The organism is Ruegeria sp. BHSC029 (genome assembly GCF_059613085.1).
The window spans coordinates 59,120-74,120 of the sequence record NZ_JBXWRU010000003.1 but is presented as its reverse complement, the minus strand read 5'-3'; the positions used below and the strand labels follow the sequence as shown (position 1 = coordinate 74,120).

Annotated in this window: 16 protein-coding genes; 8 read left to right on the top strand and 8 right to left on the bottom strand. The window is 63.6% G+C overall.

Annotation, left to right across the window (positions count from 1 at the left end; all coding sequences use genetic code 11):
• Positions 1–19: 19 nt before the first annotated feature.
• From AC2FML_RS07390 to AC2FML_RS07360, 7 genes are all read right to left on the bottom strand, one after another.
• Complete coding sequence (locus AC2FML_RS07390; protein ID WP_093964482.1) at positions 20–1,609, bottom strand: ABC transporter permease; 1,590 nt, start codon at positions 1,607–1,609, stop codon at positions 20–22.
• Complete coding sequence (locus AC2FML_RS07385) at positions 1,602–2,639, bottom strand: quaternary amine ABC transporter ATP-binding protein (RefSeq protein WP_170339611.1); 1,038 nt, start codon at positions 2,637–2,639, stop codon at positions 1,602–1,604. The genes AC2FML_RS07390 and AC2FML_RS07385 overlap by 8 nt, the downstream gene beginning before the upstream one ends.
• An 84-nt stretch (positions 2,640–2,723) precedes the next feature.
• Positions 2,724–3,674, bottom strand: a complete 951-nt coding sequence (locus tag AC2FML_RS07380; protein ID WP_170356986.1) for an ABC transporter substrate-binding protein — start codon at positions 3,672–3,674, stop codon at positions 2,724–2,726.
• A gap of 347 nt (positions 3,675–4,021) precedes the next feature.
• Complete coding sequence (locus AC2FML_RS07375) at positions 4,022–4,798, bottom strand: heme ABC transporter ATP-binding protein (RefSeq protein ID WP_496782616.1); 777 nt, start codon at positions 4,796–4,798, stop codon at positions 4,022–4,024.
• Positions 4,799–5,872, bottom strand: coding sequence for a FecCD family ABC transporter permease (locus AC2FML_RS07370; RefSeq protein ID WP_496782614.1), 1,074 nt, complete (start codon positions 5,870–5,872; stop codon positions 4,799–4,801).
• Positions 5,869–6,717, bottom strand: a complete 849-nt coding sequence (locus AC2FML_RS07365; protein ID WP_496782612.1) for a heme/hemin ABC transporter substrate-binding protein — start codon at positions 6,715–6,717, stop codon at positions 5,869–5,871. The genes AC2FML_RS07370 and AC2FML_RS07365 overlap by 4 nt, the downstream gene beginning before the upstream one ends.
• Positions 6,717–7,769, bottom strand: coding sequence for a hemin-degrading factor (locus tag AC2FML_RS07360; protein WP_496782610.1), 1,053 nt, complete (start codon positions 7,767–7,769; stop codon positions 6,717–6,719). The genes AC2FML_RS07365 and AC2FML_RS07360 overlap by 1 nt, the downstream gene beginning before the upstream one ends.
• Positions 7,770–8,010: 241 nt before the next feature.
• Here AC2FML_RS07360 and AC2FML_RS07355 point away from each other — a divergent pair, with 241 nt between their 5' ends.
• Genes AC2FML_RS07355 through AC2FML_RS07330 form a run of 6 tightly spaced genes read left to right on the top strand, consistent with a single transcriptional unit; the run spans position 8,011 to position 12,671 of the window.
• Positions 8,011–10,041, top strand: coding sequence for a TonB-dependent receptor domain-containing protein (locus AC2FML_RS07355; RefSeq protein WP_496782608.1), 2,031 nt, complete (start codon positions 8,011–8,013; stop codon positions 10,039–10,041).
• A 23-nt stretch (positions 10,042–10,064) separates the two neighbouring features.
• The gene (locus AC2FML_RS07350) at positions 10,065–10,511 is read left to right on the top strand and encodes a hypothetical protein (protein ID WP_496782606.1); all 447 of its coding nucleotides are present in this window, start codon (positions 10,065–10,067) and stop codon (positions 10,509–10,511) included.
• A 4-nt stretch (positions 10,512–10,515) separates the two neighbouring features.
• Complete coding sequence (locus AC2FML_RS07345; protein ID WP_170356980.1) at positions 10,516–11,181, top strand: MotA/TolQ/ExbB proton channel family protein; 666 nt, start codon at positions 10,516–10,518, stop codon at positions 11,179–11,181.
• Positions 11,171–11,542, top strand: coding sequence for a biopolymer transporter ExbD (locus AC2FML_RS07340; protein ID WP_496782604.1), 372 nt, complete (start codon positions 11,171–11,173; stop codon positions 11,540–11,542). Before AC2FML_RS07345 ends, AC2FML_RS07340 begins: the two co-directional genes overlap by 11 nt.
• Positions 11,539–11,934, top strand: coding sequence for an ExbD/TolR family protein (locus tag AC2FML_RS07335; protein ID WP_496782602.1), 396 nt, complete (start codon positions 11,539–11,541; stop codon positions 11,932–11,934). Before AC2FML_RS07340 ends, AC2FML_RS07335 begins: the two co-directional genes overlap by 4 nt.
• Positions 11,931–12,671, top strand: a complete 741-nt coding sequence (locus AC2FML_RS07330) for an energy transducer TonB (RefSeq protein ID WP_496782600.1) — start codon at positions 11,931–11,933, stop codon at positions 12,669–12,671. The genes AC2FML_RS07335 and AC2FML_RS07330 overlap by 4 nt, the downstream gene beginning before the upstream one ends.
• A gap of 23 nt (positions 12,672–12,694) precedes the next feature.
• Here the strand turns inward: AC2FML_RS07330 and AC2FML_RS07325 are convergent, their stop codons facing one another.
• A complete protein-coding gene (locus AC2FML_RS07325) occupies positions 12,695–13,624 on the bottom strand; it encodes a LysR family transcriptional regulator (protein WP_170356977.1) in 930 nt (309 codons plus the stop codon).
• A gap of 111 nt (positions 13,625–13,735) precedes the next feature.
• Between AC2FML_RS07325 and AC2FML_RS07320 the strand changes: the two genes are divergently transcribed.
• On the top strand, positions 13,736–14,179 hold the full coding sequence (locus AC2FML_RS07320) for a cupin domain-containing protein (protein WP_170339584.1): 444 nt from the start codon (positions 13,736–13,738) through the stop codon (positions 14,177–14,179).
• Between the two features lie 5 nt (positions 14,180–14,184).
• The gene (locus AC2FML_RS07315; RefSeq protein WP_170339582.1) at positions 14,185–14,994 is read left to right on the top strand and encodes a glutathione S-transferase family protein; all 810 of its coding nucleotides are present in this window, start codon (positions 14,185–14,187) and stop codon (positions 14,992–14,994) included.
• The last annotated feature ends 7 nt before the right edge of the window (positions 14,995–15,001 follow it).

Here is a 15,001-nt window from a genome sequence, read left to right as displayed (position 1 = left end):
CCGGGGGGCGGCTGTCGCGTCAGATCTTTTCGTCTTCGCGTCGGAAGGCGCCCTGAACGATGCGATCCATGACCATGGCCAGGAACAGGATCGCAAAGCCACCCAGCAGGCCCGGCCCCTTGGCCGCGTATTGCAGCGCCTCAAGGATTTCCTTGCCCAGACCCCCGCCGCCGATCAGCGAGATGATCACGACCATCGACAGACACATCAGGATGGTCTGGTTCACGCCGGTCATGATCGACGGCAGCGCCAGCGGGATTTCCACGTCCTTCAGCAACTGCCATTTCGAGGCGCCAAAGGCCACGGCGGCCTCTTTGATGCTTTCCGGCACCCCGCGCATGCCCAGCGCCGTCAGGCGGATCACCGGCGGCATGCCGAAGATGATCGTAGCAAGGATGCCCGGCGGGTTGCCGGTGCCAAAGAAGGCGATGATCGGGATCAGGTAGACGAAGGCCGGCAGGGTTTGCATCAGGTCCAGCACAGGCTCGGCCGCGCGATAGGCGCGTTTGGATTTGCCGAACCAGATGCCCAGCGGAATGCCGAAGGTGACGCACAGCAGCACGGCCGCGCCCACCAAAGCCACCGTCTCCATCGCCACGTCCCAATAGCCCAGCAGCGCGATATAGGCCAACGACGCGGCGGTGAAGATCGCCACGCGCGGACCCGCCGCGCGCCACGCGGTCACGCAGATCACCAGCATGACCACCGGCCAGGGCGACCCGATCAGGGCCACGGTCAGCCCGTCCAGAACCGAGCGCACACCGGCAACGATCCCGTCGAAAATGTCTCCGCCCGCGGCGGCTGCGGCGTCGATCCGGGCCTCCATCCAGCTGGCCACGACCGAGAACAGTGTTCCCTGATCAGGCCCGAGTATCATCTCGGAGACTTGTTTCTCGGGGAAGGCATCCAGCAGCGGAAGCGAGGCATTCACCGTGAATTTGTAAACGATCAGCGGTCCGATCGCAGCGATCAGAACTGCCCCCAGAACCGTGTTCCGAGTCGAGCGGCCGCTTTCGGTGTTGTCGGGGTTGATCCGCCAGTTCGAGTACTGTTTTTCGTACACCCGGTCAGCGTAGAACCCCTGAACCAGCTTGAAAACCAGCAGCATCAGAAGCCCGGTGACCATGATCCCCAGGGCTTCGGACTGTGCCAGCTGCGCTTTCTCAAGGCTGCTGTCAGCCGCTTTCTGGATATTCGCGGCCAGTTTGTTGAACCGGTCTATGTCTGCCTTCTCGGTTGCATCCGCCGCGCGGGCCAGCAGCTCATTTGCGCGTTCCTGCTGACGGGCCGCGCGTTCGGCCAGATCGGCCCCCGGGTTACCCCAGGCACCGCGACCGATCTGCACCCAGGCGATGATCTCAAGGATCAGGAAGGTCCAGAACATTCCCCAGATCGCCCGCGAGGCGGACCAGAACGGCCCCAGCACCGCCGCCCACAGGTTGAACGTATTCGGGATCGGACTGGTCGCGTCGTGGATCTTGTGAAAGGCGTTGACATAATAGTCACCGTTGGGGCCGGCGAATTCATGGATCGACCGATCCAGCGCCTCGCGGTCCACCTCGATGTCGGAGGCGGCCGTGACTTTCAATTCCGTGGTTGCATCAGTCATTTTTGCCCCCCTGAATTCCGCGCAACAGGCGTGGTTTGGTCACGACGCCGACATCCTGACCGCCATCGGTGATCACCACCGGAAGCTCGGTGTTCACGGCCAGGTCGATCAGCTGGTCGAGGTCTGCGCCCTCATCGGCACGCGGCGCGCCATCCAGCGGGCCGGAATAACTGTCCAACGGCTCCATGATCGAATGTGCCTTGACCAGTTTAAGCTTGGATATGCCCTGCACGAACTCGCGCACGTAGTCGTCGGCCGGGTTCATCACGATGTCCTCGGGCGTGCCGATCTGGACGATCACACCGTCCTTCATGATGGCGATGCGGTGGCCGATACGGATCGCTTCGTCCAGGTCATGGGTGATGAACAGCGTGGTCTTTTTCAGTTGCGCAACCAGAGCCTTAAACTGGTCCTGCAATTGCAGCCGGATCAGCGGGTCCAGTGCCGAGAACGGTTCGTCCATCAACAGGATTTCAGGGTCCGAGGCCAGCGCGCGCGCAATGCCCACGCGCTGCTGCATCCCGCCCGACAGTTCCTTGGGCAGCCGGTCCTCGTAACCGGTCAGGTCGACCAGGCCCAGCGCATGATCGGACACCGCCCAGCGCTTGGATTTCGAGACTTTGCGGATCTCAAGCGGATAGGCCACGTTGTCGCGCACCGAGCGGTGCGGCATCAGCGCCATGTGCTGGAACACCATCCCGATCTGCTGGGCGCGAATGCGACGCAGCTCGGACTCGGAGATCTTGGACACGTCCTGCCCCATGATCTCGATCTTTCCGGCCGTGGGCTCGATCAGGCGATTGACATGGCGCACAAGGGTCGACTTGCCTGAACCCGACAGGCCCATGATGCAAAAAATCTCGCCGCGCGGCACTTCGAACGTGGCGCCTTGAACGCCGACCACGCAATTGAATCTTTCAAGAACTTCAGGTTTTCCAATACCTTCATTCCGGACCGCAGCCATGGCTTCTTCGGCCCGTGCGCCGAAAATTTTCCAGACATTTTCTAGTTTTACGACAGGTTCGTCCATTTGCCCCTCATCTACGGGGTTGCATCCCGGCAAACAGGCAAAGGGCCGCCGCGATCAGTCGCGACGGCCCCATGCGTTTGTGATTTAGTTCGTCAGCCAGCCGATAACGGTGTCTTCGTTTTCAGCCACCCACTGGCGGGCGAAATCGGCTGCTTCCATGTTGTCCACGGCCAGCGCCTTGCCCATCGCGCTCAGATCATCACCCTGCATCTGGTAGTTGCGGAACAGGGCCGCGACCTCGGGGTGATTTTCCTCAAGCTCTTTGGCGTAGTGCAGGTGCAGAGTTGCCCCGTTCCACGCGGTCGAGGCCTCGGACTTGTCCAGCCAGTCCGGGTCATCGGTCGGCTGAACGATCGTCCAGGTGGCCGGATCATGCGGCGGCTCTTCCAGCACGGTCAGATCCTGGGTCACGAAGATGTAGTGCGGGCTGTAGCAGAACCCGATCCACGGATCGCCGGCCTTGGTCGCGTTTGCCAGGTTGGCATAGGCGATGGTTTCTTCGTACTCGGTCAGTTCGAAGATCTGGTCATAGCCATAGGACTTGGCGCGGATCTTCTCGACCACGGTCGACGCCCAGCCCGGTGCGCCGATCCAGACCTCCGGGGTGCCGTTTCCGTCAGTGTCGAAGATGGCCATCTTGTCCGGATCGCTCAGGTCGTCGATGGATTTGATGTCATATTCCTCGGCAATGTAGGTCGGAACGCACATACCCTGCTCGGCCTGAACCGGGTTCTCGTTCATCACGACTGTGCCGTTCTGCTTGACATAGGTGTCGTGCAGGTTCTGCTGGTTCGGCATCCAGACTTCCGGATGGACGTGCATCGCGCCGGAATCCATCGCTTCGAAGACGATGGGGTTGGTGCCGTTCTGCAATTCGACATCAAGGCCAAGGTTTTCTTCGATAACGACTTCAAGAATGTGCGCGGTGGCGTTCACCGACGCCCAGTTCGGCACACCGATCACGATATCGGCAGCAAAAACCGGGGCAGCGACCGCCATCGATGCGCCCCCCAGTAACGTAGCAAGTTTGTTCATGTTGCATCTCTCCATGTTGGTCGTCTTCGGCGCTGATTCTCGTTGATCGAAAGCGACCAGGCAGACGGGCCTGATCGTCGAGATCGGGTCAGCGTCTCGGGTGTATTGAGCGCGTTTCGCATGTGAACACGCCCCGCACTGAAAAAAGTGAAGCACCTGCCGTTTGACCCATCAAGCGCAACTTCGAACCGGGGTCACGGTTTCGAAATTCTCGCAAAATGGTTTCGCTAAATTCGGAATAACGGTCCCACGCGTCGGGGTGAAGCCCGTGGGACCGTACGTTGGATTGGTACGCCTGCAGCATGAAATTTGGCTGCAATGCAGTTTGGTTCAGTGGGGATTGGGCCTCAAACCAGAGCCTGCGGCAAGACAAACGGAACGTCAGTTGCCGGCAGCGTGCTGACCGGCAGATCGATGCCATAGACCTGCCGCATCACCTCGTTGGTCATGACATCCGAAACCGCCCCGGTGCGCCAGACCTCTCCGTTCGACAGAACGCAGACCTTGTCGGCAAACAACGCGGTCAGGTTCAGGTCATGCATCACGACCACGACGCCCCCGCCCTGATCGGCGAATTCGCGCGCGATGCGCAGAACCGTGAACTGATGCGCGATGTCCAGGCTGGCGACGGGTTCGTCCAGCAACAGCCAGCGCGGCCTGTCGCGCCGCACCGAGCTCCAGACCTGGGTCAGAACGCGCGCAAGCTGCACGCGTTGCTGCTCACCGCCGGACAGGTTCTGGTACGAGCGCGGCTCGAACCCCGCAAGATCCACATGCGCCAGGGCGCGCGACGGCAGTGTGTCGTCACCGTCGGCCAGGCCACCGGGCAGGCCCAGCCGTACGACTTCCAGCGCGGTGAAGGGAAAGGCGACCGCCGAGGATTGCGGAAGAACGCCCCGCACCTCCGCCAGTTCCCGGGGCTGCAGGGCCGCGATGTCGAGGCCGTTCAGGGTGATCCGGCCGGTGTACGGGATGTCGCCCGACAGCGCCCCGAGCAAGGTGGATTTGCCCGAGCCGTTGGGCCCGATGATCGCGGTGACCTGTCCGGGTTCGGCCAGGAAATCCACGTCGCGCAGGATCTGCTTGCGCCCGATGCGGACGCTGACATTTTCGGCTTTCATCATTCACATTCCCATCGATCCGTGGCGGCGCAGCAGGATCCAGAAGAACACCGGCGCGCCCAGAATGGCCGTGACGATGCCGATCGGCAGCTCGGCCGGGGCCACGATCACCCGGCTGATCATGTCGGCGGCCAGCAGCAGGGCGGCACCCAGCAAGGCCGCATTCACCAGCAGCCGGTGGTGATCGGGGCCGGTGCCCAGCCGCAGCAGATGCGGCACGACGATGCCGATGAACCCGATCCCGCCCGACACGGCCACGGCCGCGCCGGTGGCGGCGGCCACCGTCAGGATCGCGATGTTCTTGCTGCGTTGCACCGGAATGCCGATGTGATGCGCCACCGCTTCGCCCATGGCCAGGCCGTTCAGGGCGCGGGCCAGACGCTGCGCGCACAGGATCGACGCCAGGATCAAGGGCGCGGCGGTGGCGACCTTGGTCCAGGTTGCGCCGGCCAGCGACCCCATGCCCCAGAAGGTCAGATCGCGCAGCTGCTGATCGTCGGCGATGTACACCATTACCCCCGACACCGCGCCCGACAGGGCGGCCAGGGCGATGCCGGCCAGCAGCATCGTGGCCACCGAGGTCTGCCCTTGGCGCGTCGAAACGCGATAGAGGATCAGAACCGACGCCCAGCCGCCCAGAAAGGCGGCAACCGCGACCAGGCCACTGCCGACCCAGGCCAGAACGGCGGCGGGCAGAAGGTTGCCGAAGACGATGGCGGTGATCGCGCCCAGCCCCGCCCCGGCGCTGACGCCGACGATGCCCGGATCCGCCAGCGGGTTGCGGAATAGCCCCTGCATCACCACGCCCGACACCGCCAGCGCCGCCCCGACCAGGATGCCCATCGCCAGCCGCGGCAGGCGGATGTCCCACAGCACGATCCGGTTCAGATCCGACAGGCCCCGGCCATGCAGCAGATCCGACACGGCCATCTTCAACGAGGCCTCGGACGCGCCGACCGAAATGCTGGCCATGCTGGTCACGGCCAGAAGGCCGACCAGGGCCAGGGTGACCCATGCCGCCCGCGACCTGCGGGCCGCGGCGGTCGGGGGCGCGCCGTTGTCCAGTGCCAGCGTCATGAGCCCCCGACGCCCCGCAATGCGGCCGACAGATCCATGACCGCGTCGGCGGTGCGCGGGCCGAAGCCTAGCAGATAGGCGCCGGGCATCCGGATCAGCGCCCGGTTCCGCCCCGCCGGGGTCAGCCGGACCGCGGGCAGCGCGAACAGCTCTTCCTCCGAGAGGATCGGCCCGCCCTGACGCTCTATCATCAGGATCACGTCCGGCGCGGTGGCGGCCATGGCTTCGGGCGTCATCGACTTGAAACCCGTCACATCGGCGGCTGCGTTTTTGCCTCCGGCCATCCGAATGATGGTATCGGCCTGGGTCTCGGCCCCGCCGACGACAAACTCGCTGCCCCGTGCCGAAAGCAGGAACAGCACCTTCACCGGCGCGTCCTGCGCGGCGGACGCCTCGGCCAGCGCCCGGTCCAGCCGGCGCGCGGTTTCGCCCGCCAAGGCTTCGGCCTCGGCCTCGACCCCCAACGCGGCCCCCACGGCGCGGATCTTGTCGATGACGCCATCGCGCGAGAACTCGTCGGCAATGGTGACGTAATCCACGCCGGCCTCTTGCAGCACAGCGATGGTCTCGGGCGGGCCCGACCCTTCGAGCGCAAGAATCAGGTCGGGGGCAACCGACAGCACGCCCTCGGGCGACAGGGCCCGGCGATACCCGACATCGGGCAGATCCGCCGCCTCGGGCGGCCAGGTCGAGCTGCGGTCACGGCCGACCAGCCGGTGCTGCTGGCCCAAGGCATGGACGATCTCGGTCAGCGAACCGCCGATGGCGATCACGCGTTTGCTCTCGGCCTGCGCGGCCGCCGCCGAAACCAGCAAAGCCGCGCAGAGTGTCACCAAGCCCCGCATCATGCCGCTCCGGCAGCGGCCGGGCCGGGCAGCGCCGCCACCAGCGCATCCCAGGCGGGGCGATGATCGGCCTTGCCGGTGCGGCGCCCGAAGGTCTGCAGGATCAGGGCGCCGTCTGCATCGAAGGCCTCGACCGAGATCGCCGGGCCGCGCTGGGTCGGCTTGTCGACGGCCCAGACCTCGGCGATGTGATCGCTGCGCAGATGCAGGTTGAAGCCCGGATCCAGCACGTTGAACCACGGCCCCATCTGCTGAAGATTTTGCACCGGGCCGCCGTGGATCTCGATGCAGCCGCGGTTGCCGACGAAGATCATCACTTCGATCTGCCGGTCCCGCACCTGTTCGAACAGGCTGGTGACCGCCGCGGGATCAACCGCGCGGGCCAGCGGTTCGCCCGCGATGCGATAGGCGCCCAGCCGGTTCATCTTGAGCTTGGAGGTCAGGCGCAGGAACTGGTGCGTGTCCGTCATCTTTGCCCATTCGCGGCGCAGGGCGTCGGCCTTGTCGGCATTGGCCTTGGGCGCTTCGGCCGGTTTGCGCGGCGCGACCGCCATCGTCTGGCCTTGATCCTCGGCAGCCAGTGTCCGGACCAAGCTGTCCCAGTGGCCCAGGTCCGAGCCATCGCGCAGGATGATCTTGTGAACCGCGTCCCCGGCCGCATCGAACACCTGGATCGAGCGGCGCAGACCGGCCTCGGTTTCCCGCTCGACGGCAAAGACATGGTGCCATTGCGTGGGGAACATGCGCAGATCGATCTCTTCGGTCAGCACCATCGCGGCATGCTGGCCGCTGTAGTAATTGTCGTATCGCCCGATCTTTTCGATCACGCAGGATGGGTTGCGCGTCAGCGCCATGACCTCGCCCAAGCCGGCCAACTGGCCGAACAGCCCGTTAAGGCCGGGGGTCAGCCGCGTCACGCCCTGCCCGGCAAAGGCCGCGACCAGCTGGCCCTCGCTCAACCCCAGTGATTCCGCGAAATCGCGGTCTCGCTGGCCTGTCTTCTGCGCATAGGCAGCACGAATATCCTGAGGAGCCATAAGCACCTGTTCCATAGCGGGTTTCCCGTCTTCTTCGTGGTTCCAAGGGGGTGCTGGCCCGGGCGCCGATCGCAAACAGGGCCCTGCTGGCAGTGCCGAAATTAAAGGCACGAAACTATGTTGACTGTTTTAGTCACCTTTATTAACGAGCACAAGTCGTCGCGAAAAGGCGATTCCAAAAAACAGCAAAAAAACTGACCAGCGCCAGCGAACTGCAAGCATCTCCGGTCCTCACACTTGTTTCGAAGGGACAGAAATGCGCGCGCGTACTTATATTGCAGGCCTGCTTGTGACGGCCTCTTGCCTTGGTTTGTCGGCGTCCATGGTTTGGGCGCAGGAACAGGATGACGGGTTCCTCGGGACCCTGGAACTGGGCGAAAGCAAACGCGAGATCCAGACCGCCACCGCGGTTCCGGTCACGAATATCGACCAGGAAGAGATCGATGACCGTCAGGCCAACACGGTGGCCGAACTGATCGATTCGGTTCCCGGCGTCACCCTGGTGAACGGCTCGACCCCGCAAGGATCGGGCATCAATATCCGCGGATACGGGGCCAACGGCACCTTCGGCACCGACCAGAAGGTTCTGATCCTTGTCGACGGCGCGACCACCGGCGCGGAAGAGCTGTACCGGATCGGCAACCAGATGTTCACCGATCCGCAGCTGTACAAAAGCGTCTCGGTCATCCGCGGCACGGTGGGGTCCTTCGAATACGGCTCGGGCGTCGTCGGCGGCGTGGTTCAGCTGGAAACCAAGGACGCGTCCGACTTTACCGGTGGCGAACCGGGGTTCCGCTTCCGCCAGACGCTCGAGGGGTATTCCAACGGCAGCGGCTTTGCCTCGTCGTCGATCCTTGCGTGGCAACCCAACCGGCAGACCGAATTCCTGTTCAACTACACCTATCGCGACCAAAGCGATCAGAAGGACGGGAACGGCGACACGATCGGCAACAGCGCCTTTACCCTGCCGTCGCTGCTGGCCAAGGGGAAATACAGCTTTGGCGACAACCTTGAGCATTCGATCACCGCGACCTGGAACCAGTCCTCCTCGGAAGAGCGCGACGTGCCCTATGATTCCTTCGGCACGACGGCGGACGCCTTCGGCAACGTGGACCGCGACATCGAAACCCGGATCGCCGTTCTGCGCTATCAGTACCGGCCGGCCGGCAACGATCTGGTCGATCTGGACGTCAATCTCAGCTATTCCGAGCAGTCCATCGACAGCAGCTATGTGCCCGGTTCGTCCAGCCTGGAGGGAACGCCCTTCTTCCCCGGCATCCGGGCGCTGGCCGATGCCACGCACAATTACGAAACCACCAAGCTGACGATCAAGAACAGCGCGTATTTCCAGACCGGGGCCGCGTCGCATGATCTGCGGTTCGGGTTGGAATTCATCGAGCGCGAGCGGCTGGACGCCCCATCGGCGCCGGGCGGCACCGACCGCCGCGTCGCGCTGTTTGCCGTCGACGACATCCAGCTCGGCGACCAGCTGACCGTCACGCCCGCGCTGCGGTATGAAACGCAGGACATCAAGGGCAACGGCGACGCGGCCGCGCCCTTCAACGCCAGCTATGACAACGACGCGCTGATGGGCGGCCTGTCGGCCCGTTACGAATTCGCCAGCGGCTTCGCGGTGTTCGCGGGCGGGGCCTATACCGAAAGCCTGCCGATCATCGACGATCTGGGCACACCGCTCTACATGACCCAGCCCGAGAAATCCCGCACCTGGGAGGCCGGCTTTTCCTATGACCGCGGCGACATCTTCGCCGCCGGCGACGCCCTGCGCGCCAAGGTCAATTTCTACAGCACCGATCTGTGGGACATCACCTCGTACGTGTCGGGCACTCCGTCCCAGCCCCTGTCCAAGGTCGAAACCGAGGGCGTCGAGATCGAGGCCTCCTATGCCCATGCCACGGGCTTCTACGTCGATTTCAACGCCAACATCGTGAACGCCACCGAGTTCAGCGCGGCGGGCATCGGATCGCCGTGGCGCAACGAACCCACGGATTCGGCGCGGATCACCCTGGGCAAGCGGTTCGGCGAAACCCTGGATGTCAGCTGGGAGATCTTCGGCGCCAAGTCGGGGCTCGATTCCTCGGGCGATCCGGTGGGCGGGTACGGGGTGAACACCCTGCGCGCGACCTATCTGCCGCAAGAGGGCGCGCTGGCCGGGTTCGAACTGCGCGCCGGGATCGAGAACATCTTCGACAAGGCCTATCAGCCGAACCTGTCGACCCGCAATTCGCCGGGCCGGAATTTCAAGCTGACCCTCGCCAAGACCTTCTGAACCCACAAGGGAAAGGACCCGTCATGACAAAAGCCATGCAAAATCTTGTTCCGGCGGTCCTGCTGGCCCTGCCCCCCATCGCGGGGGCGGGGTTGGCCAGTGCCGAGAACACGCAGGACGCGGGCGGCGTCACGATCGAGCTCAGCTCGGCCGTGGACCAGGATCAGGGCTGCCTGCTGAGCTTCGTGGTCGAAAACGCCCATCCCGCCGATATCGGCGGCGCCGTCTATGAAACGGTGCTGTTCGGCGCGCAAGGCGAAGTGGCCCTGCTGACGCTGCTGGATTTCCAGGACCTGCCCGCCGGGCGGCCCCGCGTACGCCAGTTCAAATTCGCCGGCCTGGCCTGCAATCAGATCAGCCGGATCCTGATCAACGGGGTGCAGGACTGCGCCTATCCCGGCGATCTGACCGATGCCTGCCTATCCGGCCTGACGCTGCGCAGCCGCCTCGAGACCGAATTGATTGGATGACCCGATGGATGCGTTTCTGCAAAGACTGACCGCAATTCTGGACCTGGGCGGCCCGGTCGTGGCCGTGCTGATCGCAACCTCGGTCGCGACCATGGCGCTGATCCTCTACAAGCTGTGGCAGTACAAGGCCGCCGGGGTCGGGCGGCATGTCGAGCTGTCGCAGGCCATCGAAGCCTGGGACCGCAACGACCGGGCAACCGCGCGCGCGCATCTGGACCGAAGCCGCAGCTATCTGGCGCCGGTGGTCGCCATGGCGCTGGACGGGCACGGCCCGGAACTGATGGACCGCGCCGATGCCGAGGCCGAGGCGCGTTTTGCCGGGCTGGAACGCGGGCTGAACGTGCTGGACATGGTCTCGCAGCTTGCGCCGCTGCTGGGGCTGTTCGGCACCGTGCTGGGCATGATCGAGGCCTTCCGCACTCTTCAGGCGGCCGGCAACGCGGTGGATCCGGCGCTGCTGGCCGGCGGCATCTGGGTTGCGTTGATGACGACCGCCGCGGGGCTGGCCGTGGCCATGCCCACCTCGCTGGTCCTGACTTGGTTCGAAGCGCGGATGACCCGCGAACGGGTCTTTGCCAACCGCGCCCTGCGCACGGTGTTTGCCCCCGGCCACGCCGCCGCGTCACGCCCGGCCATCCCGTCCTCCGAGGTGCTGGCCCATGGCGCTTGAAACCCGCAAAAGGCGGCGCCGGCACCTTTCGATGACGTCCCTGATCGATGTCATCTTTCTGCTGCTGCTGTTCTTCATGCTCACCTCGACCTTTTCGAAATACGCCGAGATCGAGCTGACCACCGCCGCGGCGGGCGGGGCGCAGGCCCAGCGGCCCATCCGGTTCATCAAGCTGGAGCGCGACCGCATCCTGATCGACGGCACCGAAGTCGCGCCCGACGCGATCGCCGCCCGGTTCGACGGCCGAACCGACCAGCTGGCCTTGATCAGCCTGGGCGGCGGGGCGACCTCGCAGCGGTTGATCGACTTGCTGACCGCCCTTGCGCCCGTGTCCCGGCTCAGCACGCAGGTCATCGGATGATCCGCCTGACCCCCAAAACGAAACCCGGCCGCGAGCCGACGATCGCCCTGATCAACGTGGTCTTTCTGATGCTGGTCTTCTTCATGATCGCGGGCACGCTGGCGCCGCCCCTGGGCAAGTCGGTGCAATTGGTGCGGGCGGCGGATCTTGAAGGGCGCGAGCCCCCGGATGCACTGGTCATCCGCGCCGACGGCGTGCTGGAATATCGCGGGGCCGAGCTGACGGACGTAGCGGCCTATGTCGAGCGCGCCTCGATCGACCTGCCATTGGACGCCGTGCGGCTGGTGCCCGACCGGGCCTTGCCGGCGGTGCGGCTGAAACAGATCAGCGACGCCCTGCGGGCCTTGGGCGCCAACCGGGTCTTCGTCGTGACCGAGCGGGGCCTGCCATGATCCCGCAATCCCGCATCATGGCCGCCGTGCTGGTCGTGCTGGCCGCTGCGACCCACGCCGCCGCCCTATTCGAATTCGGCACGGACGAGGCGGTTCTCATCGAAGGCGGTGGCGCGGTCGCCCCTGCGGCGCTGGGGTCCTCGTTCCGGGATTACGCGGTCGGAAGCGTAGCCCCGCCCCCGGCGGCCGCGCAGCAGTCACCCGTTGCCCCGGCCCGGACCGCGCCAGAGGCCCCGGCGGACAGTGCGCGCGCGCAGACGGCCATCAGGGTGCAGGCGCAGGCCCCGGCCCAGCGGCAGAACGCCCATGCGCCGACCCTGCAAAAACCCGAGCCTCAACAGGCCCGGCCTCCAAAACCGCCCACCCCGACCGGCAATGCCGCGGTCAGCCGCAAAAGGGGCAGCGTCACCGGCAAGGCGGCGACGCGGGCGGCCTCGGCGAAACGGACGAACCGCGCCGCGCAGGAACAGGGAAACGCCGAGGCCAGCACCTATGCCGGTCTGGTCAAGCGCAAGATTTTGCGCGCCCGTCGCAAAAGCGTGAATATCCAAGGCTCGGTTCTGGTGGCCCTTCGTATCGCCGACAACGGTGCGCTGGCGTCGGTCAGCGTCGCCCGCAGCTCGGGTTCGGCCCGGCTGGATCAGGTCGCACTGGCGCAGGTCCGGGCCGCCGCGCCCTTCCCGCCGCCGCCGGCCTCGGCCCGGCGCGCCTATACCGTGGAAATCGTCAGCAAATAGAAACTCAACCCGCGCTTGTCCGGCTACCTGGTGTCCAGCGGCTTCAACAGATCGAACACTTGTTGCCGCATCCATTTTGCCATCGGATTTGCATCCGATCGTCTGTGCCAGATAGCTATGATGTTGACGGGTTCGATTTCGAACGGCGGGGCAAGTACCTTCAGGCCGAACTCCGGCGCCAACTTCCTGGCCAGCTGAGAAGGCACCAAGGCCACAAGATCGCTTGCACTGACCACTCGGCACACCCCTGAAAACACCGGAAGGGTCATCGCGACGTGCCTTTTCCGACCAACTTTCGCCAGAGCCGCATCACCCATCGCCGCCAGTTTACCCTCGGGTGAAAACAGCACATGCGACAAGGCGCAGAACGTTTCCATCGGAAGTTCGGTGCCGTCTTCGATCTGTGCAAGGAATGGGTTGTCAACGCGGCCGACGACCATGAAGGACGACCGGAACAGCACCTCTCTGCTGATCCAATCCGGTGCATCTGTATCCGGGATCAACGCGAGATCAGCATTGTAGCGCTCAATACTCTCGACATAGTTCTCGGGAACAAGATCCACCAATTGCGCGACCATCTTCGGAGCCTTGCGGTTCAGAACACCCCCAAGACCGGGCATCAGCAGCTCGGCGAAAAAGTCGCTGGCCGCGATCTTGAAAGTTTCGGATGCCTGCCTGGGGTCGAAATCGTCATTGTGGCTCAGCAAACTTTCCAGTCGATTGAGTTCCTCACGCAGCCCGTCCTTGATCGAAACCGCAAAATCCGTTGGGACAAGCTGATTTCCCCGCCGCACAAACAGATCGTCACCCAAGGCGTGCCGCAGGCGGTTCAACGCATTCGACACTGCGGATTGCGAGACCCCAAGTCTTTCCCCTGCCTTGGTGGTGGACCCCGCCGTCAGAATCGCATCAAGAACACGGAGCAGGTTCAGATCAAGCGTTGCGAAATTCATGTTGGTAATACCGTGTATTATGAACTTTCGTTAGATTGATACCGTTTTTTGCGCCTACAAGTAAGGTACCGAAAGCGCTTTCGTTTCATGTCGGATCAAAGGACAGAAGCGATGCATGATCATCTGGTTGATGACGCCACGCTCGAATGGCAGGGCGTTCGTTACAAAACAATTCTGGACCCCGCTGAAACCGGGGGCGCCATGTCGATTGTAGACAGCCTTTCGCCGGTCGGAAGCGGTCCGCCACGGCACATCCATCAGGCAGAAGACGAAGTCTTCGTGATTTTGACCGGTGTCTGCAAAGTCTGGGTCGAAGGTGTCGAAACGCGTGTCGGCCCGGGCGAAAGCATCTTCATACCCCGCGGAAAAGAACACACGTTCAAGGTCATCGGTGATGAGCCCAGCCGTCACCTTGTCATTCTCACACCGGGAGGTTTCGAGGGCTTTTTCCACGCCATGGCAACGGCCCAGTACAAAATTCCGGAAGACATGCCGGACATCGAGGCCGTAGCCGCCAAGTACAACCTGTCATTTACTGGCCCTCCATTGGATTGAACGTCATGACCCAGCACATCGTCTATCATATTCCTGTGTGTCCCTTTTCACAGCGGCTTGAAATTCTGCTGGCGTTGCGGGGGATGAGGGACCGGGTGGAGTTCCGCGTCGTGGACATCACCAAACCCCGCGATCCAGAGCTGCTGAAGAAAACGCGCGGAACGACCGCTCTGCCGGTTCTCGAGACTCCGGACGGGCAGATCATCAAGGAAAGCCTCGTGATCCTGCGCTATCTCGATGAAATGCTCGAAGGGCCAAAGCTGCGGCGCAGCGACCCGGCCGAGCATGCGGTCGAGTCGATGCTGATTGCCAAAGAGGGCGCCTTCACGATGACCGGCTACGTCTATGTGATGAACCAGGACCCCGCGCAGAAAGATGCCCACAACGAAAAACTGCTCGCGCTTTATCGTGACCTCAATGACTTTCTTCTGACCCACAACCCGAACGGTGTTTTTCTGTTCGATCAGTTCGGGTTGGCCGAGGCGGTATTCACACCGATGTTCCAGCGCTTCTGGTTTCTGGAATACTACGAAGACTTTGAACTCCCGCAAAACGGCGAGTACGACAGAGTCCGAAACTGGAAAGCCGCCTGCATGGCCCATGAGGCCACGGGGCAGGTGACACAAGACGAAATCGTGAAACTCTACTACGACTATGCATTGGGTGCCGGAAACGGAGCGTTGGTGGGCGGCCGCAAAGTGTCGAGCTTTGCGTTCGAGCCACATTGGAAGTCGAGGCCAATGCCACCGCGGGACAAATATGCCGGGACGGCATCGGACAAAGAACTTGGGCTGGTAGTCCCGGCATCTGATTGAAGCCAGA

Coding starts and splice junctions, on each gene's coding strand:
- AC2FML_RS07375 (WP_496782616.1), bottom strand. CDS start 4,798: ATGATGAAAGCCGAAAATGTCAGCGTCCGCATCGGGCGCAAGCAGATC.
- AC2FML_RS07345 (WP_170356980.1), top strand. CDS start 10,516: ATGGATGCGTTTCTGCAAAGACTGACCGCAATTCTGGACCTGGGCGGC.
- AC2FML_RS07330 (WP_496782600.1), top strand. CDS start 11,931: ATGATCCCGCAATCCCGCATCATGGCCGCCGTGCTGGTCGTGCTGGCC.
- AC2FML_RS07355 (WP_496782608.1), top strand. CDS start 8,011: ATGCGCGCGCGTACTTATATTGCAGGCCTGCTTGTGACGGCCTCTTGC.
- AC2FML_RS07385 (WP_170339611.1), bottom strand. CDS start 2,639: ATGGACGAACCTGTCGTAAAACTAGAAAATGTCTGGAAAATTTTCGGC.
- AC2FML_RS07360 (WP_496782610.1), bottom strand. CDS start 7,769: ATGGAACAGGTGCTTATGGCTCCTCAGGATATTCGTGCTGCCTATGCG.
- AC2FML_RS07335 (WP_496782602.1), top strand. CDS start 11,539: ATGATCCGCCTGACCCCCAAAACGAAACCCGGCCGCGAGCCGACGATC.
- AC2FML_RS07390 (WP_093964482.1), bottom strand. CDS start 1,609: ATGACTGATGCAACCACGGAATTGAAAGTCACGGCCGCCTCCGACATC.
- AC2FML_RS07325 (WP_170356977.1), bottom strand. CDS start 13,624: ATGAATTTCGCAACGCTTGATCTGAACCTGCTCCGTGTTCTTGATGCG.
- AC2FML_RS07370 (WP_496782614.1), bottom strand. CDS start 5,872: ATGACGCTGGCACTGGACAACGGCGCGCCCCCGACCGCCGCGGCCCGC.
- AC2FML_RS07340 (WP_496782604.1), top strand. CDS start 11,171: ATGGCGCTTGAAACCCGCAAAAGGCGGCGCCGGCACCTTTCGATGACG.
- AC2FML_RS07350 (WP_496782606.1), top strand. CDS start 10,065: ATGACAAAAGCCATGCAAAATCTTGTTCCGGCGGTCCTGCTGGCCCTG.
- AC2FML_RS07315 (WP_170339582.1), top strand. CDS start 14,185: ATGACCCAGCACATCGTCTATCATATTCCTGTGTGTCCCTTTTCACAG.
- AC2FML_RS07320 (WP_170339584.1), top strand. CDS start 13,736: ATGCATGATCATCTGGTTGATGACGCCACGCTCGAATGGCAGGGCGTT.
- AC2FML_RS07365 (WP_496782612.1), bottom strand. CDS start 6,717: ATGCGGGGCTTGGTGACACTCTGCGCGGCTTTGCTGGTTTCGGCGGCG.
- AC2FML_RS07380 (WP_170356986.1), bottom strand. CDS start 3,674: ATGAACAAACTTGCTACGTTACTGGGGGGCGCATCGATGGCGGTCGCT.